At 32.7% G+C, this 20,065-nt stretch carries 20 protein-coding genes; 6 read left to right on the top strand and 14 right to left on the bottom strand.

What is annotated here, in order from left to right:
- Positions 1-430 (bottom strand): BCCT family transporter (locus CD032_RS05700; RefSeq protein ID WP_180991845.1); only part of this gene is annotated, 430 nt, incomplete at its 3' end.
- Positions 431-1,020: 590 nt separating this feature from the next.
- On the opposite strand from CD032_RS05700, the gene CD032_RS05695 reads away from it, so the two are divergent.
- Positions 1,021-1,698 (top strand): transglycosylase family protein, encoded by a 678-nt coding sequence (locus CD032_RS05695; protein ID WP_053025666.1) that lies wholly within the window; start codon positions 1,021-1,023, stop codon positions 1,696-1,698.
- An 842-nt stretch (positions 1,699-2,540) separates the two neighbouring features.
- Here CD032_RS05695 and CD032_RS05690 read toward each other — a convergent pair.
- The 7 genes from CD032_RS05690 to cstR all read right to left on the bottom strand — a co-directional run bounded on the left by CD032_RS05690 (position 2,541) and on the right by cstR (position 9,231).
- Positions 2,541-3,086: a YdhK family protein gene (locus tag CD032_RS05690; protein WP_002510756.1), complete on the bottom strand. Its 546-nt coding sequence runs from the start codon at positions 3,084-3,086 to the stop codon at positions 2,541-2,543.
- A 19-nt stretch (positions 3,087-3,105) separates the two neighbouring features.
- Positions 3,106-4,539 (bottom strand): multi-copper oxidase Mco, encoded by a 1,434-nt coding sequence (gene mco / locus CD032_RS05685; protein WP_031885502.1) that lies wholly within the window; start codon positions 4,537-4,539, stop codon positions 3,106-3,108.
- A 14-nt stretch (positions 4,540-4,553) separates the two neighbouring features.
- The gene (copB, locus tag CD032_RS05680) at positions 4,554-6,599 is read right to left on the bottom strand and encodes a copper-translocating P-type ATPase CopB (RefSeq protein WP_103211259.1); all 2,046 of its coding nucleotides are present in this window, start codon (positions 6,597-6,599) and stop codon (positions 4,554-4,556) included.
- Positions 6,600-7,026: 427 nt separating this feature from the next.
- Positions 7,027-7,353: a four-helix bundle copper-binding protein gene (locus CD032_RS05675; protein ID WP_031917994.1), complete on the bottom strand. Its 327-nt coding sequence runs from the start codon at positions 7,351-7,353 to the stop codon at positions 7,027-7,029.
- Positions 7,354-7,475: 122 nt separating this feature from the next.
- The gene (locus CD032_RS05670) at positions 7,476-8,081 is read right to left on the bottom strand and encodes a recombinase family protein (protein ID WP_031917995.1); all 606 of its coding nucleotides are present in this window, start codon (positions 8,079-8,081) and stop codon (positions 7,476-7,478) included.
- Between the two features lie 134 nt (positions 8,082-8,215).
- Positions 8,216-8,971, bottom strand: a complete 756-nt coding sequence (locus CD032_RS05665) for a sulfite exporter TauE/SafE family protein (protein WP_031863945.1) — start codon at positions 8,969-8,971, stop codon at positions 8,216-8,218.
- Positions 8,971-9,231 (bottom strand): persulfide-sensing transcriptional repressor CstR, encoded by a 261-nt coding sequence (gene cstR / locus CD032_RS05660; RefSeq protein ID WP_031863946.1) that lies wholly within the window; start codon positions 9,229-9,231, stop codon positions 8,971-8,973. Before cstR ends, CD032_RS05665 begins: the two co-directional genes overlap by 1 nt.
- A gap of 137 nt (positions 9,232-9,368) precedes the next feature.
- On the opposite strand from cstR, the gene cstA reads away from it, so the two are divergent.
- Both cstA and cstB read left to right on the top strand, forming a co-directional pair.
- The gene (gene cstA / locus CD032_RS05655; RefSeq protein WP_012816716.1) at positions 9,369-10,436 is read left to right on the top strand and encodes a persulfide response sulfurtransferase CstA; all 1,068 of its coding nucleotides are present in this window, start codon (positions 9,369-9,371) and stop codon (positions 10,434-10,436) included.
- A 30-nt stretch (positions 10,437-10,466) separates the two neighbouring features.
- On the top strand, positions 10,467-11,801 hold the full coding sequence (cstB, locus tag CD032_RS05650) for a persulfide dioxygenase-sulfurtransferase CstB (RefSeq protein ID WP_103211258.1): 1,335 nt from the start codon (positions 10,467-10,469) through the stop codon (positions 11,799-11,801).
- Positions 11,802-11,969: 168 nt separating this feature from the next.
- On the opposite strand, the gene CD032_RS05645 is transcribed toward cstB, so the two are convergent.
- The 5 genes from CD032_RS05645 to CD032_RS05625 all read right to left on the bottom strand — a co-directional run bounded on the left by CD032_RS05645 (position 11,970) and on the right by CD032_RS05625 (position 17,606).
- Positions 11,970-12,518 (bottom strand): recombinase family protein, encoded by a 549-nt coding sequence (locus CD032_RS05645; RefSeq protein WP_103211257.1) that lies wholly within the window; start codon positions 12,516-12,518, stop codon positions 11,970-11,972.
- Positions 12,519-13,030: 512 nt separating this feature from the next.
- Positions 13,031-13,645 carry a CadD family cadmium resistance transporter gene (locus CD032_RS05640; protein ID WP_011304076.1) on the bottom strand — a complete coding sequence of 205 codons (615 nt, stop codon included), beginning with the start codon at positions 13,643-13,645 and terminating at the stop codon, positions 13,031-13,033.
- 104 nt (positions 13,646-13,749) lie between these two features.
- A complete protein-coding gene (locus CD032_RS05635; protein ID WP_103211256.1) occupies positions 13,750-15,927 on the bottom strand; it encodes a heavy metal translocating P-type ATPase in 2,178 nt (725 codons plus the stop codon).
- Between the two features lie 256 nt (positions 15,928-16,183).
- The gene (locus CD032_RS05630; RefSeq protein WP_103211255.1) at positions 16,184-16,951 is read right to left on the bottom strand and encodes a ZIP family metal transporter; all 768 of its coding nucleotides are present in this window, start codon (positions 16,949-16,951) and stop codon (positions 16,184-16,186) included.
- 253 nt (positions 16,952-17,204) lie between these two features.
- Complete coding sequence (locus CD032_RS05625) at positions 17,205-17,606, bottom strand: ArsR/SmtB family transcription factor (RefSeq protein WP_002454665.1); 402 nt, start codon at positions 17,604-17,606, stop codon at positions 17,205-17,207.
- 159 nt (positions 17,607-17,765) lie between these two features.
- Between CD032_RS05625 and lspA the strand changes: the two genes are divergently transcribed.
- On the top strand, positions 17,766-18,242 hold the full coding sequence (lspA, locus tag CD032_RS05620) for a signal peptidase II (RefSeq protein ID WP_172459306.1): 477 nt from the start codon (positions 17,766-17,768) through the stop codon (positions 18,240-18,242).
- A 101-nt stretch (positions 18,243-18,343) separates the two neighbouring features.
- Here lspA and CD032_RS13615 read toward each other — a convergent pair whose 3' ends face one another.
- Positions 18,344-18,568, bottom strand: a complete 225-nt coding sequence (locus CD032_RS13615) for a sulfite exporter TauE/SafE family protein (protein WP_438829911.1) — start codon at positions 18,566-18,568, stop codon at positions 18,344-18,346.
- A 399-nt stretch (positions 18,569-18,967) separates the two neighbouring features.
- Here CD032_RS13615 and CD032_RS05610 point away from each other — a divergent pair, with 399 nt between their 5' ends.
- Together CD032_RS05610 and CD032_RS05605 are read left to right on the top strand one after the other, a co-directional pair.
- A complete protein-coding gene (locus tag CD032_RS05610; protein ID WP_002454671.1) occupies positions 18,968-19,585 on the top strand; it encodes a CadD family cadmium resistance transporter in 618 nt (205 codons plus the stop codon).
- Positions 19,586-19,603: 18 nt separating this feature from the next.
- Positions 19,604-19,951 carry an ArsR/SmtB family transcription factor gene (locus CD032_RS05605; RefSeq protein WP_061815578.1) on the top strand — a complete coding sequence of 116 codons (348 nt, stop codon included), beginning with the start codon at positions 19,604-19,606 and terminating at the stop codon, positions 19,949-19,951.
- The last annotated feature ends 114 nt before the right edge of the window (positions 19,952-20,065 follow it).

Below are 20,065 nucleotides of genomic sequence, written 5' to 3'. Positions count from 1 at the left end.
TAAATGCACCTCTTAAAGCTTCTTTATAGGCAGTTGCTGATTGAGGATCACCTGAGGGTGGTGAAACAAAATGACTAATCGGTTCAGCTGCTCCCCAGAATACTAAACCAATTCCCATTCCAGCGCTAAATAACATCGCAAACCATGAAATTGTATTAAATTCTGGTTTATCTTCTGGTTGACCCAATTTTAATTTTCCAATTGGACTAAAGATCAAGAAGACACAGAAGAATATCATGAGTGCTACAATAATCATATAATACCAACCAAAGTATTCAGTAATCCAACCAGTAATATTTGTCCCTATTTCATTAAACTGCGTTGGAAATATTGCACCTAACAATACAACGATTGCGGTAATAATAATACTATAGGTAAAAACAGAAGACAGTTTCTTCCCATTAGCATTATTTTGTTTATTTTCCAAAATAAAAACCTCCCATTTTAAGTATTACAATACAAAAAGTAATGAATTCCCTTGTAGAATATACAAATTATTATAAATTAAATTAAGATGAAATCCTAGGTGTCTTATGAAGATTAGAATATTATTGGTTATATTGTTTTAGTTACTTAGTAATAAACGCAATAAATAGAAGGCGACTTTAAGCCACATTAAAAAATCCACTCACTATCGCAAATAGTGAGTGGATTGGTGTATATATGCATATAATATTCTTTAGATTTATTGTAACAATATATTGAATAGGAACGCAAAAGTGATAATGAACTAACTGAAGTATAAATACATTTTTTTCTAAATTGAAATCTCATTATTATTTCCTAAATTAATATTTTTTAGTAATTATATCTACAAGGATATTTTGGGGAAAATGGTTTATATTTATGTAATCTAAATATTCGGGGCAAATAGCTCATACATCTTCTTTAAATGTAAAAAAATGATAATACTTTTTAACTTCATTGTAACCTAAAATAGTTTAAAAAATGTTAGAGTGGGATACGTAATTGTGGTGAAATTAATAAATTAAAAAGTTAACCTTTAGGAGGAATTAAATAATGAAAAAAACAATTCTTACTTCAACATTAGCAGTAAGTTTAGGTATAACAGGATTTGCAGCAGATAATTCAGCTGATGCATCTGAACAAAATGTAGACCAAGCTAAATTAGTAAATTTAGTTCAAAATAACCCAGAGCAATTAAATGAATCTCCAATACAAAAAGGGTCATATAATTATGATTTCATTCAAAATGGAGTTTCATATCATTTTGAATCAGATGGTGTAAATTTTAGTTGGAGCTATAATGGTTACAATAATACAACTGCTGAAATAAACAATGATGGACAACAAGAAGTTTCAAAAAGTGAACAACCAGTACAACAACAAGCACCACAAACTAAAGAAACTCAACAGCCCCAACAACAAGCAACTACAAATATTTCAACACAATCATCACAAAACTCAAATGAAGCTTCAAGTGGTTCATCAGTAGAAGTAAACGATCACTTGAAACTAATTGCTCAACGCGAATCAGGTGGCGATATCACAGCCATCAACCCTTCTTCAGGAGCAGCAGGTAAATATCAATTCTTACAAACAACTTGGGATTCAGTAGCCCCAGCAGAATATGTAGGTGTTTCACCAGCTTCAGCACCTGAACATGTCCAAGATGCGGCTGCTCAAAAATTATATAATGAAGTTGGCCCTTCACAGTGGGTAACTGCATATATGTAATTACTTTTATTTCATGCTAATTGCTAATATTGTTTTATTTATAAAAAAATCAAATTTTAATTATTCCCTATAAGTAATGAAATGCTCTCCATATTCTAATGGAGAGCATTTATTTATATAATATCATATATAAAAATTAAATCAGTTACTTTATGGGAGAAAGTAATACTTTTTAAATAAACAACAAAAGCTCTTAATAAGTCTTATTGAGCTTATTAAGAGCTATTACTAATTTAACCTTAAAGTTGTAAGGAGTTAATTCTATAAGAAGGAGATGAAACTTCTGTATTTAATAATTATAGCAAAAACATATGATTGTTCCAATTCATCTATTTAACGATGATACTGCCTCCCTTAATAATATTAAGTTCAACCAATCAGGAAATTTGATATTTTAACGCTAGTCTTTTCTCGTTTATTAGATAAAGATATTTTAGTATATCCAGTTAATTGATAGAAAAGAGGAGCCAATATACTAAGAAATATTAGTTCATAACATGTTATTTTTGGGTACACCCTAAACATACAAAAAGAATTGTTGAAATTATAACAATTGTGACTTTACCTGCTAATTTAGAATAACTTTTCTTGATAAATGATAAAGCTCAATACATTCACTATTCCATTTTTTATATTTTTCGAAATTCCATTGATAAATTATAAAAGATCCCCTCATTTTCATTAAAATCATTTAATTTTTCTAAACAAATGGCCACTCTCATTATTGTGGATATGAGAGTGGCCATAAATTTTATTTGTTTACTTGTCTATTTAACAAAGGGGATTCTCATTGCATTTGTGAATAACTAACTAAATACTTTAAAGCTTTAAAATGATAGACATTAACGAGATTTTAGTTCGTCAGTTGTCATCCATTTATGATTTTTAACCATCTCATCGTTTTCTGTTGATTTATAATCCACCATATAAACGGTTGTTTTTTCTACATCATCAATTTGAGCTTCTGCACCTTTCATACCAGGCATATGGTCAGCTTCTAATTTAACTGTATCACCTTTCTTGAATCCATTTTCAGGGGCATCTGCAACTTCCTCATTAACGACCCATTTGTGATTATTAACTTTTTCATCACCATTTGTAGGTGTGTAACTCACGACATAAGCATACGTTTTATAAGCACCTTTCACAGTACCTTTGGCATTTTTCATACCAGGCATATGATCAGCTGTAATTGTTATTTTATCGTCCTTTTTATATTTACTGTCATCTGTACTTTTCATATTATCTGGGGCTTTACTTTCACTCTTATGATTCATATGTTTTTCTTGTTTTTGATCTTTAGAATTTTCTTCTTCTTCGTTACCAGTTGAACAAGCTGATAATACTAATCCTGAAGCTACTATAATTGAGCTCAATTTTTTCATCATATTGAATTATCCTTATAAATTATTTTGTTACTTTTATTTGTCCCATCATTCCATTATCTTCATGCTCAAGTATGTGACAATGGAACATGTATGTCCCAGTATTTTTAAAAACCACTTCTATTTTGGCTTTTTGTCCAGGTTCCAGAGATATAACGTCTTTTTTGCCTCTCATATCTTCTGGAGGTTTCTTCCCATCCACTGATAAAACTTTAAATTGCGTTCCGTGGATATGGAACGGGTGCTTCATACCACCCATTTTATCTTTGACGTTTTCAATTTCCCAAGTTTCTTTACGGTTTACCTTTTGTGTGAAATCTATTCTGTTAGGATCGAATTTTTTGCCATTAATAGTAACATTATCGTCCATACCTTCTAATTTGATTTTTTTATCTACTTTTGGAGTAGTGTCTTTGTTAGTACTTTTTTCTTTGTTAATAATTGGTAAAATTACTGTTTCATCATTATCAACAAGATTGACTTTTTCTTCTTTCATTTTAGATAAATCTATTACTATTTCTTTTCTTGCTGAAGGAGCTAAATTAATTTCTTTTAACTTTTTAGTCTTTTCTAAATGGCCGCCTTCTGAAGCAATGTATTCAAAACTTTGATTATTACTTAGCTTAAGATTTAAATCCCGAGCATTGGAGCCATTTAAAAGTCTCAAACGTATTTTTCCTTCTTTTGTTGTTAATTTAGGATCTACTTTCCCATTCACAAGGACTGTATCACCTTGAGTACCATCTTCATCTTTCGTTTTTGTATAATTTAATTTTTTAGATACAAATGTTTTATCTTGGATTATTATAGGCAAATCATTTTTCCCATAATTGCTAGGATAATTATTCTTTTTGTCATCCTCTATATATAATAACCCTGATAAACCATTATAAACTTGTTTAGCTGTATTTGGGGAGGGGTGGGGATGATACCATAATGTAGCAGCCTCTTGTTTAACCTCAAATTTTATTGTTTTTTCTTTTCCTGGTTTTATAACTTGAGAAGGGCCTCCATCCACTTTTCCATCTATTTCTAACCCATGCCAATGAAATGTTGTATTTTCATCTAAGTTGTTGACTAACTTAATTTTAACCTTATCTCCTTTTTTTAATTTTAAAGTTGGCCCAAGTAAATTTCCATTGTATCCTAAAGTGTTAGAGAAATTACCTTTGTAAAATTCTGTCTTTCCTTTCTGCGCTTTTAATGTATAACTTTTATAACCATTGTTATCTTTTTTAGGCTCTAAAACTTTGGGAAATGTTATTTCATTTTTTCCTTGTGAAGAATTCAAATTTTTTCTTTCGTCATGATTTTTCATATCCATCATATCACTTCGCTTTTGATCATTTTCTTTCATGTCCATCATGTTGTGCTTACCTTCTGCAAAAGTATCATTAGGAACCATAAACATTATAGAAAATAACGTAATTAAAATTGTGAACATTTTTTTATACATTATATTTACCTCTTTTATTTTAATTTTAATGTAAATGCATTAATTGCTACGATGATCGTACTTAAAGACATAAGTATTGCACCCACAGCAGGTGATAATATTAAACCAATAGAAGCTAATATACCAGCTGCAAGAGGAACTGCAATCACGTTATATCCTGCGCCCCACCATAAATTTTGAACCATTTTTTTCATCGTATTTTTTGAAAGGGACAAAAAATTGATGATATCAGAAGGATTACTTTTAACGAGTATGACATCCCCCGATTCAACAGCTACATCTGTCCCTGCGCCAATTGCCATACCAATATCTGCTCTAATAAGGCTTGGCGCATCATTGATACCATCACCAACCATCATGATTTTGCTACCATTGCTTTGATAATCTTGGATAATACTTTCTTTATCTTCGGGCATCAATTGCGCGTGGACATCACTAATACCTAATTCTTCAGCCACTGTTTGTGCCACTTCTTTATTATCGCCTGTAAGCATGACTGGCGTAATGTTTCTCGATAATAAATCCGAAACCATTTGTTTTGAACTTTCTTTAATTTTATCGCCTTGTGCAATAATACCAATAACTTGTCGGTCATGAATTAGATAACTAATAGAATTCCCTTGTTGAGCGAGATTCGTAAATTGTTCTTTATTATAATCAAAATTGCTTTTATCGAGATAAGAAACATTCACTATTTTGAGTTTTTTATTATCAACTGTGCCTTCTAAGCCTACACCTGGAATATTATTAACTTCTTGAGGAGTAGCATATGAAATATTTTTGCCTTTAGCAAAATCAACAATACCAGTGGCAAGTGGATGATTAGAATTACTTTCTAATGAAGCAAATAGACTCAATATTTCTTCATTATTTAACTCGTCTGTAAAACTTTCATAGTGATTCACTGAAAAGTTACCTTCAGTTAGTGTCCCAGTTTTATCCATCATGATGTAATCAATGTGTTGTGCGATTTCTACAGATTCTCTGTTTTTAATGATTAAACCATTATGTGCGCCTATAGAGGTAGAACGTGCTGTAACTAAAGGTATTGCCAAGCCTAATGCATGTGGACAAGCAATGACTAATACGGTTACTAGCCGTTCAAGTGCGAAATCGACGTTGTTTTGAATAAGCATCCATACAATAAATGAAATCAGGCCAATACTTACTGCAAAGTAAAACAAATAACCTGCGACTTTATCAGAGAGGAGTTCAGCTTTTGACTTATCGTTTTGAGCTTGATTAACAAGACCCATAACTTGAGATAGGTAGCCATTTTCACCCGTAGCTGTCACTTTAACTTGTACTGTACCTGAACCATTAATTGAACCTCCAATAACATCATCATTATGAGTTTTATGAACTTTTTTTGATTCGCCAGTAACTAATGATTCGTCAATTGATGTTTCTCCTTGAACAATGATTCCGTCTGTGGGTATACTTTCGCCTGCTCTGACTTCCACAATATCGTCAATATGAATATCTGATATTTTAACTTCTTCTCGTTGATTTTTATCAATCAGCTTCACTGCAGTATTAGGTAAAAGTTCTGCCATTTTCTTCAGTGCATTGCCTGCATTACCTACTGCGTTCATTTCAATCCAATGACCTAATAACATGATTAAAATTAAAGTCGCTAATTCCCAGAAAAAGTCCATTGTATGTGTGGATGAACCACTGAAATTATTCATATAAAAGGCGTATAAACTATAAATATAAGCAACTGAAATACCTAGAGCAACAAGCGTCATCATTCCAGGTTTTTTAGTTGAAATTTCATCTTTAGCCCCTGATAAAAATGGCTTTCCTCCATAAAAGAATAAAATAGTAGCAAGAATTAATACAATCCAATCTGACCCTGTAAATGAAAATTGAAACGGTAATTTAACCCCCATCATGGGTGATAAAATAATAATCGGTATCGCAAAAATCAAAGAAATAAAGAATTTACTTTTAAAATTCCCATGATGATGATGTGCATGATCGCCATGACTAGCGTGATTCTCATGTTCTTGATGGCTATGATTCTCATGATTTTGATGTTTTTCATTATTCGGCAAAATAAAACCTCCTAATTTTATATTTTTAGAGATAGTAATAAGATAATGTGAGTATAACATATACCCCCTGGACGTATATATTATTTAGTATTTTTTATTTTTCAGCGTTCAGAAAATTTGATAGCCATTTAAATAGAAACTTTAGTCTTGGTTTGTCCATCGCCAAAGAAATTGTGGCATTGCATGGGGGAATATTGAAGTTGAGAGCAAACTAGGCAAAGGCGCTGGTTTTATACTTGATATCCTGATTATCATTATGACTGTGGTAAACCGACGTCCAAGAGGTATATTCATATTGCTGGGTTAAATTGCTGTGTTTCCAGGCACATACTTATTTTATATTCGTTTCTTTAGTTGCAAGAAATAAAAACGTGGCACATGGGGGCTTTATCTCCAATGTGCCACTCCTTATATTATTTGGTTTTGTTTACGCGATTTCTTTACAAGCTTCTACACATTTAAAGCACGTCTCTGCACAATTTTGACAATGGTCATGGTTATGCTTCTGACATTCATTACCACATGCTCCGCATACTTTGGCGCATATTGTCGCCAAATCAGAAGCAAATGGTGAATTTCTTGTTAGCGATTGTTCTAAAAATGCACAGATGTCTGCGCATTCACGATCCAGACGGATGCACTCTGCCATCATTGTCATGTCTTTTTCCTTCAAACAGGCATCGTAACAATGATTACACGCTTCCATACATTCATGTAGCGTTTGAACCAGATTGTAATATTGTTTATCAGTCATTTGATACACCTCCAATGAAATCTAAATCTCTTAAATTAATTCCCATTCTATTTAGTAAATAAACCGATAATTGCTGAACTCCATAGAAACTGCGCAGGATTTTAATATCAAATGTACTTCTCTTAATATTTTCTTTCTTTTTTAATTCTGTATATAGTTTGCCTTGTTATACCGACTTTTTTAGCTATCTTACTAATTGACATTTCTTTATTCAGTAGTTCAACAATACGATAATAAACAAGTCTTTTTTGAGGGTCTTTAGCATCGGGAGAATACAGAACAGGTCTTCCTTTATAAATACCTTTTTCTTTGACTACTTTAATACCTTGAGCTTGTCGACGTTTACTTTCATTTCTTTCTTGTTCTGAAATCATTGCCAATATTTGAATGATTAAATCTTTCATAAACTTATCTAGTAATGGATTACCAATCACTTCATTCATCATGGGTAAACTCGTTATCATTAATTGAACTTCTTTATCTTTTAAATAATTAACTGTTTGGATTATTTCATCGTAATTTCTTCCTAGTCTATCAATAGACTCAATAATTAAACGATCTCCCATTCTTAAAAAATTTAATACTTCTTGAAATACAGGTCGATTTTCTATAGATTTCCCTGATTGTTTTTCAGTGAAGATTTTCTCAGCACCAAAAGATTGCAAATTTTCAATTTGTCTATCCAAATTTTGATCAACGGTAGAAACTCTTGCATATCCAACTATCATTTTTAACACCCTTTCTTATACACGCTAATCATACAAACGAATGTAGCATGTCAATTTACTTGCTATATGAGAATTTTTTAACTTTATAAATAAGAAAGAGAAGTACAAATATTAGTTGTACTTCTCTTTCTTATTTATAAAACAATTTGAATAATCGCAATAATAATTAAAATACTGATGATCCACTTTTGTACAAAACTAGGGACTTTTTTACCTAATTTTAAACCTAACGGAGCGAAAATAATACTCCCTATTATTAAAAATAACGCATCTTCTAAAGGAATGTAACCTTGTATAAGTTTAATGATAAAGGCGCCAATTGAAGATATAAAAGCAATTACTATACTATTAGCAACCACCGTATTCATTGGTAATTTGAATAAAACTAATAATATAGGAATAATAATAAAGGCGCCGCCTGCTCCAACTATACCCGAAATGATGCCAACGAAAAGACCCACAATAACCAATAAAGGCTTATTAAAGGAAGATTGGTCTGAACTAGGTTTTACGTTAATAAACATTAATATTAATGCAAGTAAAGCAATGATAATATACACCATATTTACAAATGTAGCATCAAATAAATTTGCTAGCAAAGCCCCTAACATGCTCCCTATAATCATACCTCCTCCCATATAAAGGACCAACTGGGGTGAGAATTCTGGTTTTTTTCTTGCTTTCAAAGAGCCACTTAAGGTACTGAAAAAGACTTGGCTAGAAGTAAGTCCTGATGCGATATACGCGCTATATGCAGGAGCCCCAAATAGTGGCGGTAACAATAAAATGGCTGGGTAAATAATAATAGCGCCACCTATACCTACTAGACCAGATATAAATCCTCCGAACACTCCGATGAGCAACATAATGATAATATTTATAATATCCATTATTTACTTTTCACCAATAAGTTAACAGCTTCATTAATGATTTCTTGTGAATCTTCATTGTTGTCATCAGCTGAATTGACGCATTCAATTAAATTTTCGCTAATAATAATCCCCATTAATCTTTGTAATGAACTTTTTGAAGCACTAAGTTGCGTAATCACATCTTTACAATGCTTTTCTTCTTCCATCATTTTTACAACGCCATTTAATTGCCCTTGTACTCTATTAATACGATTGATCATGTTTTTATCATAATTCATAGTAATTTCCTCCACTTTTAATTGAATACAGTCATAATAATAAATTAAAACAAGTTTGTCAAATACGTGCGGGGGTATTTGACAAAAAGAGTTATATCTTTTAACATACCCTTATAGGTATTTAACAGGAGGTTATTATGAAACAATATAATGAAAAACATATTAATGATTTAAGTAAATCAGAATTAGAAAAATTAACTTCTCAAGGTCAATTGATTGATGTAAGAACACAAGAAGAATATGAATTGGGGCACATCAATGGTTCCACACTGCATCCTGTAGATGAGATTGAGTCGTTCAATAAAGACAAAAATAAAACCTATTATGTACACTGTAAAAGTGGTAACAGAAGTGCTAAAGCTAGTAAATATTTAGCTGAACAAGGTTATGACGTTGTAAATTTAGACGGCGGCTATAAAGCTTATGAAGAAAAAAACGTCAGCGATGATACAAAAGAAGAAAACACAAATGTAGAAATTAAAGCAGAGCGTAAACAATTAAACTATAGTGGTCTTCAATGTCCAGGCCCTATTGTAAATATCAGTAAAGAAGTAAAAAATATTCAAGAAGGTGACCAAATTGAGGTTACAGTCACAGATCCAGGATTCGCAAGTGATATTAAAAGCTGGGCGAAACAAACGGGACACACATTAGTAAAACTTGATGGGGGTGACAATGAAATTAAAGCGATTATTCAAAAAGAACAACCCAAAGATTTAGAAGTGAGTCATACGTCTAAAGGCACTACAATTGTACTATTTAGTGGAGAATTAGATAAAGCAGTGGCAGCAATGATTATTGCGAATGGTGCTAAAGCTGCAGGAAGAGATGTAACCATCTTTTTCACTTTCTGGGGACTTAACGCGTTGAAAAAAGCGCAAACAGCTAATGTTAAAAAGAAAGGTATCGCAAAAATGTTTGATTTTATGTTGCCAAAAACACCCTTGAAAATGCCACTCTCTAAAATGAATATGTTCGGTTTAGGTAATATCATGATGCGCTACGTAATGAAAAAGAAAAATGTTGATTCATTACCATCACTTATCGACCAAGCAATCGACCAAGATATCAAATTAATCGCATGTACGATGAGCATGGATGTCATGGGCATTAAGAAAGAAGAATTAAGAGACGAAGTTGAGTACGGCGGTGTAGGCACTTATATAGGTGATACTGAAAACGCGAGTCATAATTTATTTATTTAATTAAATCTATTAAAATAAGGAGTTCTTTATATGTTTTTTAAACAATTTTACGATAACAATTTATCTCAAGCATCTTATTTAGTTGGCTGTCAACGCACAGGAGAGGCAATAATAATTGACCCTGTACGTGACTTAACAAAATATATGGAAGTTGCAGATAGCGAAGGTTTTACAATTACACAAGCTGCAGAAACCCATATCCACGCTGATTTTGCTTCAGGCATTAGAGATGTGGCAGAACAATTAAATGCAAACGTATATGTATCTGGCGAAGGTGACGATGAATTAAGTTATCGTAATATGCCAGAACAAACACATTTTGTTAAACATCAAGATATTATTCATGTAGGTAACATTAAATTAGAAGTATTGCATACACCTGGTCATACCCCAGAGAGTATTAGTTTCTTACTCACGGATGAAGGTGGCGGCTCAAGTGTTCCAATGGGTTTATTTAGTGGTGACTTTATTTTTGTTGGTGATATCGGTAGACCCGATTTACTAGAAAAATCAGTTCAAGTCGAAGGTTCTACAGAAGTTAGTGCGAAACAAATGTATCAATCTATAGAAAGTGTTAAAGATTTACCAGATTATATTCAAATTTGGCCAGGCCACGGTGCTGGAAGTCCTTGTGGTAAAGCATTAGGTGCCATACCAATGTCTACGCTAGGTTATGAAAAAATAAATAACTGGGCATTTAGTGAAACTGATGAAATTAAATTCATTGAAACATTAACATCAAATCAACCAGCGCCACCCCATCATTTTACACAAATGAAAAAAATTAACCAATTTGGTATGGAATTATATCAACCATACAATGTTTATCCTATTTTAAGCAATGAAAGAATAGCATTTGATCTTCGTAGCAAAGAAGCCTTTCATGGTGGTCATACTAAAGGGACAATCAATATTCCTTACAACAAAAACTTTATTAACCAAATCGGTTGGTATTTAGACTATGAAAATAGTATAGATTTAATTGGTGATAAATCTACCGTTGAACAAGCAGCGCATACTTTACAATTAATTGGCTTTGATAATGTAGCAGGTTATCGTTTACCAAAATCAGAAATTTTAACCCAATCCATCCATAGCGTTGATATGACTGGTAAAGAAGAATATATACTTGACGTACGTAATGAAGAAGAGTGGAATAATGGGCACTTAGATCAAGCAGTCAATATTCCGCATGGTAAATTATTAAATGAAAATATTCCATTTAATAAAGAGGATAAAATATACGTACATTGTCAGTCAGGTGTTAGAAGTTCAATCGCCGTGGGTATCTTAGAAAACAAAGGATTTGAAAATGTCGTAAATATTAGAGAAGGCTATCAAGATTTTCCAGAATCATTAAAATAATTTAAGAGTGTACAGAAAATAACTGTTTTCTGTACACTCTTTCTTCATAATCCAAAATCTATGAATATCAGTATATAATATGTTCAAAAACTCAACATAAAATCAATGTTCATAAAATGATTTAGATACACCTATAAGAGCCTTAAGTAATATATTTTTTCATAGAGTTTAATCTTTAAGCATCCTATATACTGTAGAACGACTTACACCTGTTTGTTTAGCAATTTCTTCTCCAGTAAGTTTTTGTTCATCATATAAGAATTTAATCTCTCTTTTTTTATGATCTGGTAATGATGGTCTTCCACCTTTTTTCCCTCTAGCTCTTGCTGCTTCTAATCCTTTTTTCGTACGTTCGCTTAATAAGTTAGCTTCAAGTTCAGCAAATGCACTCATCATAGTAAAGAACATCTTGCCCATCGCATCTTTGGTTGATACGTTCATATCTATAATATGTAAATCAATACTATTATCATCTAACCATTGAGATAACTCAATTAATTGCTTGGTTGTTCGGCCAAGACGATCTAGTTTATAGATAACTAAAATATCGCCTTCACGTAAATAATCTAAGCATTTATCAAGTTCCGTTCGTTTCGTTTTGCGACCACTCGCTTTCTCGCTAAAGATACGTTCACAACCATATTCCTCAAGTGTATCAATCTGTCCATCAAGACTTTGATCTTGTGTTGATACACGTGCATAACCAATTTTAGCCATTTGAATACCACCTCTTTTAATCGTTTTATGAGTACTTACTAATGAAATCTAGTTCTCGATGCAAATAAACGCGGCTCTCATCGTCTGAAAACTCATATTTTTTGGTATTTATGATACATTGATTATAACACAAGTTTATAGACTTAAATATCCAAGAAAAACCTCCTAATTTATAGTTAAGAGGTTTTGTGTCAAAAACGAACATTTTTAGTACTCTAATCATACATACAGAAATACTGTTTTGCTAGCATCGATAATGGTTCGATTAGGGTAGACCCTAAATAGACATTATATATGTATTGATATGCTTAGCTTGTCACTTTAGGAGTTATTTTGCACCTATTTTAATCGTTATTTTGCATTACAAGTTAATAAGGTTAGAGTCAGGAGGTATATAGAAGTCCAATTTCTCAGTTCTAAAATTAAGAAATTGGACTTCTATCGTGACTCCCAAAAGGCGGTCTTATATGTCAAACGAGCGCTGATTCTTATTAGAGAAAGCGTTCCGATTGTTAAAGAAATGAGAATAAAGCGTTAAATGTACCATTTTCAAACAATATATAAATCCCTAACCCAATGAATACAATAGGTACAATCCAACGTTCATATTTCTCAATTTTTTCTGATACAAAATCTAAGGAAGCTAAGCGATAGCTGACATAACATAAAACAGCAACCGTAATCATAAAGACAATAACAGCAATAAAGATTTCAGACATATTTAAGGTCGTGAAGTACGGTATATAAATCGAAAAGTCATCCGCACTGGAAGCTAATACGATGAAAGTCATCGTCAAAAATAACTGATTAAATTTTCCAGAGGAGAATAAAGATAAAATACTACTTTCATCTTCATCCTCTTCTCCTTTAATCCACATTTTCACACCTAAGTAAAGTGGTAAAAGCCCAAGTAGTCCGATAACCCATTGCTGAGGAATTAAATTTACAACCCCCTGTGCAACTAAAAGACTTGCTCCTATAACAATTGCAGTCCCTATATATTGTCCTATCCAAATATGTTTCACCTGACCTTTTTTTACTTGCGAAAACAAAAGAATTAATATAACGAGATAATCAATTCCTGTTGCTACATATACCGCAGCTGCTGTAAGTATCGTTGCGGTCATTTTTCCATCTCCAATATTTTATATTTTAGGGGTAGGACTTTTCTTCAAATTGAAAAGCCCCCCTTGAATTGCGCACAGCGTGACCTTACTATTCTGTTTTCTACCTATTTATCCTTCACTCTCATCAGTCGTAAACTGTTCAACGCTACAAGAAGAGTTGCACCCATATCTGAAAGAATCGCAATCCAGAGTGTTAACCAACCTGGAATAACCAATAATAAGGCAATAAATTTAATAGCAATTGCAAAAGTAATGTTAGCTTTTATTATGTTTAGCGCTTTTCGACTTAGTTTTACCGTAAACGGAAGTTTTCTTAAATCATCTCCCATTAGTGCAACGTCTGCCGTTTCTAATGCTGTATCAGTACCAGCTCCACCCATTGCAATTCCAACAGTGGAAGCTGCCAATGCAGGTGCATCATTGACACCATCGCCAATCATAGCTACGTTGTTGTATTCCGATTTCAATTGTTTAATATAATCCAATTTATCCTGAGGCATTAATTCAGCCTGAACTTCTTTTACTCCGACATGACTTCCAATGGCATTCGCAGTACCTTTATTATCACCGGTAAGCATAATTGTATTTTTGATGCCAAGTTGATGTAGTTTTTGAATGACTTCTTTACTTGATTCACGTACTTCATCTGCTACTGCAATAATAGCTAGTATTTCTTTGTCAGTTCCAACAACCATAGCAGTTTTCCCTTGATTTTGAAGAGTTGCAACTTTTTTCTCTAAATTCTTATCAAAACTAGAGTTTGACAGTTCCTTAAATAGTTTTGGACTTCCAATATAATAGGTCGTTCCGTCTACAGTACCCTTAATTCCTTTTCCTGTAATGGAAGAGAAGTCATCTACCACAACATCTGAATAAGAAATATTCGCCTCTTCTGCTCTTTTCATGATTGCTGATGCAAGAGGGTGCTGAGAACGATACTCTAATGCAGTAATGATGGATAGCATTTCATTTTCATCTACCTGTTTGTTCAACACATTGAAATCAGTTACAACAGGGACACCTTTTGTCAAAGTACCTGTTTTATCGAAAGCAATGGCCTTTAAGGCACCCATTTCTTCTAAATAAACGCCACCTTTTATTAGGACACCCTTTTTCGCTGCATTTCCAATTGCTGAAACAATCGAAATCGGGGTGGAAATAACCAACGCACATGGACAACCAACGACTAAAACAGCTAAACCTTGATAAACCCATGTTTCCCAACTAGCCCCAAAGAATAATGGTGGAACTACAGCAACTAACGCAGCTATGATGATGATGATCGGAGTATAATATTTCGCAAATTTTTCTACAAAGGCTTGAGATGGTGCTCGTTCTCCCTGTGCTTCCTCTACAAGATGAATAATTTTTGAAATGGTTGTATCTTCTACTAATTTAGTTATTTCTACTTCAAGTAATCCTTCTTCATTTAGAGTACCTGCAAATACTTCATCATCAACCGCTTTTTCAACAGGGACTGACTCACCTGTAATGGCAGCTTGATTAACAGCAGAGTACCCACTTACAACCATCCCGTCCATGGCAATCTTTTGACCAGGTTTGACAATCATAATATCTCCAACTGCAATATCATCTACATGAATCATCATTTCTTGACCTTTTCGTCTAACAAGTGCCTCTTTAGGTGCAATATCCATTAATGATCGAATTGATTGTCTCGCTTTATCCATAGAAAATCGTTCTAGAGCTTCACTAATTGCAAAGAGTATGACAACAACAGAAACTTCTGCCCATTCTCCTATAATCGCACCACCTATAACTGCAACAGTCATAAGTGTTTTCATGTCAAATTCAAAGCGTAACAAGTTTTGGAAACCAACTTTAAAAAGCGATAATCCTCCTATTAACATCGATGCTACAAATAATAATGTAGTAACAATGTTCTCATCCCCATTAACAAAGACTGAAAGATATCCGAAAACAATCAATAAGGTCGAATAGAGTAAAGTACTGTGCTTTTTATAGAATGGCACTTTTTCTTCTTTTTCATCCTCTTTTTCCTGGTTAATCTCTTGTGTAGCTTGCCGTACAGGTTTTTCAGAGGCCACTTTAAGATTCTCAAAAGCACCTGCTTTTTCTAATTCTTCAATCGTTGCTTCTCCGTATACGGAAATTTTAGATGCTCCAAAATTTACTTTTGCATCCTCCACACTCGGAATTTTTTTAACATTTCTTTCAAACTTTCCTGCACAGTTTGCGCATGAAAATCCATCAACACGATAGACATATTTCTCCTCTAATGGCTTCGTTGCTTCACTCATATTTAATAACCTCCTTCTTAATTAACCAATGTATCTTTTATCAATCAATGCATGTGGAATTCCTATATTCTTGGCCACCTCTCATTATGATATTCATTTGAATATTACGTTATGTTCTGTTGCTATTACATATCCACACATATAGATAGTCAAATGATTATTTGATTGTATTTTATTTCTTTTTTTGCTAAGACTAAACTCAACTTTTCTGTTTAATTTCCTCAACTGATTATTCAAGGCTATTCCTTTAATATTTTCATTCCAACCCAACAACTCCTATGATCCAAGAAGCTATATAGAAAACGGCTACACCAAGCAAAACGTAAAGACCAGTTTTTCGATTTTTAGATTGATTAACAACTGGAAGTAAGTCCGTTGCTGCAACATATAGAAAAACACCTGCTGAAAAGGACAAAGCAATTCTTGCAAAAGAATCGCCAAGTACTTCAGCTGCAAATTCTGTGTCACTGAGTAGCCATACTAAAGCCCCTCCAAATATAGTAGCCAAAGCCAGTACTGCAGAGGCAATAAACGCCTTTTTCCTGTCATTAAATACTACAAGAACAATCGAAGAAATGGTTAAGCCATCTGGTATTTTATGAAGTAATACAGCAACAAACACAAGGAAACCTAATTCACTGCTTACTTCGAATCCCGCAACAATGGAGACCCCATCAAAGAAACTATGAATGGTCATTCCGATAAAGGCACCTAAACCGCCCGTTTTTTTACTGAGTTTATCCTCATGTGTTTCATAGCCGAAATGAAAATGAGTTGTGAGGATTCTTTGAAAGGCAAATAATACTAAAAATCCTATTAATATATAGATTCCATTTTCAGGTGAATTTTCTAATCCTTCTGGCATTAGATCAAGAATACCTATGGATAAAAGAAAACCTGCACTAAAAGCCATTAAATATGTAAGAGCTTTGGGGGACCATTCTTTTCTCACGACAATAAGTCCTCCAACAAGATTAGCTATACTTGTGAGTAACACAAGAGATACTACAGTCCATGAGAACATTACAAACTCTCCTTACTTTAATTCATTCCATTTCACAAATAATTTGGACCATCAGGGTACAATTCAGAGAAAAAACAAGATTTAAGTCTCAGTGGATACCAGGGCTTAAATCTCCTGAGATGATTTTTTATCTAATGGTCTTTTCTTAGGTAATTTTTATGATTTATTTTTGAGCAACTGCATTCCATCATGTAAAACGGAGGACTGAGTTGTTTGTAACATTTTAACTAATTTTTCCCAACACTCATCACATTTACTTCTTTTCCTTCAACTGTAGTGCTTCTTGCATAAGGTGATGCACATGATTACTTACTAGCCTATAAAAAACCATCTTCCCTTTTTTACGGTACTCGGCAAGCCCCATATTACGTAACATACGTAGGTGGTGTGAAGCAGTAGCATTCGTAGAACCAATAATCGTTGCTACATCACAGACACACATTTCATCTTCTTGCGTAAGTGCATAAACAATTTTCAACCGTGTATCATCCGCAAAAACTTTAAACAATTGTGATAAGCCATCCGTTTGACCGACTTCCTGCTGACGGCGCTCAACCTTTTCCGGGTCAAATATAAATGTCTCACAAGCATCTTTTCCCCTTGATTTTATACCATCTAAATCATGTTCTTTTTTATTTATGGAAGTAATACTCAAAACAACCCCTCCTCTGTAATTAGTGTATACAATAACATTCAAATTATTGTTTGTATATATATTAATATAAATAATATAACGTTTTATTGCAACAATAAAATATACATTTTTTCGTTATATCATAGTATACTTTAAAATAATGAATATTGGAGGAGGAGAATCAGGATCTACTATATCATTGCAGTCATCGTTTTAATCATTGATCAACTATGGAAATCTGCGATTGTCAAATGGATGGAAATAGGTCAAACCATTCCTTTATGGGAAGGAGTATTCCATATTATTTCTCTTCGAAATAAAGGAGCAACATTTGGAATTTTGCAAGGTCAACGCTGGTTTTTTATTATTGTAACGTTAATTGTTGTACTGGGTATCATTTATTATTTACAAACAGAAGGAAGGAATAACCGACGAATCTCTTTTGCCTTATCACTGTTGCTAGGTGGAGCATTAGGGAACTTTTTTGACCGCTTGATTAGAGGAGAAGTAGTAGATAGCCTTGATTTTCGGCTCATTGATTATCCTATCTTTAATCTCGCTGATGTTTTCATAGTTTCTGGTGTTGCTTTAATAATATTGGATATGTGGTTGAAAACTCGTACGGGGCAACAAAAACAGGAAAATGAAAAAGTATAGTTTAAAACGAGGATTTTTAGAGGAATTAGGAACACAAAAACCAAATATAAATGTACAAAAAATCGGTTCATTCGTAATATAGAGAACCGATTCTTTAATAGCTATTCAAAAAAGAAATACAAACCGACAAGAAATAATCCAACGCCAATTGCTTTACTCAAGAGTTTCTGCCACCTTACCATCCATCTGGTATTCTTCAATACCCTAGCCAACCATCCAATGATCAAAAAGGGCGTGCCATGTCCGATCCCATATACTAGTAACAAAAGGGTACTTTTAACTAATGACCCAGTAATTGATGCGAAGGCGATCATAGCAATAATCATAGGTGTTGTACATGGTGATGGTGTAAGGCCAAACAAGGTACCTAACGAGTAAGCCTTCATTATAGGATTACGAGGTTTTTATTGTTTTTTTTCAGGTTTGGTCTAAATATCCTCTTAAAATACAAAATAGATATATTGGATATATAAATAAAAAAGCTACTAGCAAAAAACTAGTAGCTTAAACCTCAGTTAAATTTTATATCTGTGCTATAACAACAATTACTTAAAACTAAGATAAAATCGACGAATGTCGACACATCATGATCTATTAAGTCGATCATTCGACAAGTTTTGGGTTTGTTAAGGGGTGTCAATAAAGCAATTGGAATAAAGCACCTATGATTATTTAAAAAAATAAGTTATAATACATTCAAAAATATTTTTGAATGAGGTGTAATTATGATTCAGACTATTGTAACTGCTGCTATTCTTTATATTGTGACAGCATTAGACTTATTAGTGATTTTATTAATGTTCTTTGCTAGAGCAAAGACTAGGAAAGAATATCGAGATATTTATATTGGTCAATATGTAGGATCTGTGACATTGATTGTCATAAGTTTATTCTTTGCCTTTGTCTTAAATTATGTTCCTGAAAAATGGATATTAGGATTATTAGGGTTAATACCGATTTATTTAGGAATTAAAGTGGCTATTTATGGTGATAGTGACGGAGAAGAGAGAGCTAAAAAAGAATTGAATGAAAAAGGGTTGTCTAAACTAGTTGGTACGATTGCAATTATTACCATAGCAAGTTGTGGCGCTGATAATATTGGTGTATTTGTTCCCTATTTTGTGACATTAAGTGTTACTAATTTATTAATTACTTTGTTTGTCTTTTTAATTTTAATTTTCGTCTTGGTATTTACTGCACAAAAATTAGCTAATATTCCAGGAGTTGGAGAAATTGTTGAGAAATTTGGTCGTTGGATTATGGCTGTTATTTATATAGCTTTAGGTTTATTTATCATTATAGAAAATGACACTATTCAAACAATTTTAGGATTTATATTTTAATTTAGGGTGTGATTTTATATGAGCTATGAAAATGCTTGTGATGTGATCTGTGTACATGAGGATAAAGTTAACAATGCTTTAAGTTTTTTAGAAGATGATAAATCTAAGAAATTACTTAACATTTTAGAAAAGATTTGTGATGAGAAGAAATTGAAAATTATATTATCTTTGATTAAAGAAGATGAGTTGTGTGTTTGTGATATTTCTGTGATATTGAAAATGAGTGTTGCTTCAACTTCACATCATTTAAGACTTTTATATAAAAATGATGTACTTGATTTTTATAAAAAGGGAAAGATGGCATATTATTTTATTAAAGACGATGAAATAAGAGAGTTTTTCTCTAAAAATCAGAAGGGTTTTTGAAACGAGTGAAACGAGTTTCTTCTTGTCTTGATACTATAAAAATAAGCAAAGATATAACATAAAAGGTTCTGTTGCAAAGTTGAATTTATAGTATAATTTTAACAAAAAGGAGTC

Source organism: Staphylococcus cohnii subsp. cohnii (assembly GCF_002902365.1).
GTDB lineage: Bacteria > Bacillota > Bacilli > Staphylococcales > Staphylococcaceae > Staphylococcus > Staphylococcus cohnii.
This window is presented reverse-complemented; position numbering and strand designations above follow the sequence as displayed.

Bases quoted from the DNA above. Each gene is read 5' to 3' on its own strand.
- CD032_RS05675 (WP_031917994.1), bottom strand. From the start codon at position 7,353: ATGACTGATAAACAATATTACAATCTGGTTCAAACGCTACATGAATGT.
- CD032_RS05695 (WP_053025666.1), top strand. From the start codon at position 1,021: ATGAAAAAAACAATTCTTACTTCAACATTAGCAGTAAGTTTAGGTATA.
- CD032_RS05670 (WP_031917995.1), bottom strand. From the start codon at position 8,081: ATGATAGTTGGATATGCAAGAGTTTCTACCGTTGATCAAAATTTGGAT.
- cstR (WP_031863946.1), bottom strand. From the start codon at position 9,231: ATGAATTATGATAAAAACATGATCAATCGTATTAATAGAGTACAAGGG.
- CD032_RS13615 (WP_438829911.1), bottom strand. From the start codon at position 18,568: ATGATTATTGCTATGATCGCCTTCGCATCAATTACTGGGTCATTAGTT.
- CD032_RS05630 (WP_103211255.1), bottom strand. From the start codon at position 16,951: ATGTTCTCATGGACTGTAGTATCTCTTGTGTTACTCACAAGTATAGCT.
- mco (WP_031885502.1), bottom strand. From the start codon at position 4,539: ATGTATAAAAAAATGTTCACAATTTTAATTACGTTATTTTCTATAATG.
- CD032_RS05635 (WP_103211256.1), bottom strand. From the start codon at position 15,927: ATGAGTGAAGCAACGAAGCCATTAGAGGAGAAATATGTCTATCGTGTT.
- CD032_RS05690 (WP_002510756.1), bottom strand. From the start codon at position 3,086: ATGATGAAAAAATTGAGCTCAATTATAGTAGCTTCAGGATTAGTATTA.
- cstA (WP_012816716.1), top strand. From the start codon at position 9,369: ATGAAACAATATAATGAAAAACATATTAATGATTTAAGTAAATCAGAA.
- CD032_RS05610 (WP_002454671.1), top strand. From the start codon at position 18,968: ATGATTCAGACTATTGTAACTGCTGCTATTCTTTATATTGTGACAGCA.
- CD032_RS05605 (WP_061815578.1), top strand. From the start codon at position 19,604: ATGAGCTATGAAAATGCTTGTGATGTGATCTGTGTACATGAGGATAAA.
- CD032_RS05645 (WP_103211257.1), bottom strand. From the start codon at position 12,518: ATGGCTAAAATTGGTTATGCACGTGTATCAACACAAGATCAAAGTCTT.
- cstB (WP_103211258.1), top strand. From the start codon at position 10,467: ATGTTTTTTAAACAATTTTACGATAACAATTTATCTCAAGCATCTTAT.
- CD032_RS05665 (WP_031863945.1), bottom strand. From the start codon at position 8,971: ATGGATATTATAAATATTATCATTATGTTGCTCATCGGAGTGTTCGGA.
- CD032_RS05640 (WP_011304076.1), bottom strand. From the start codon at position 13,645: ATGACCGCAACGATACTTACAGCAGCTGCGGTATATGTAGCAACAGGA.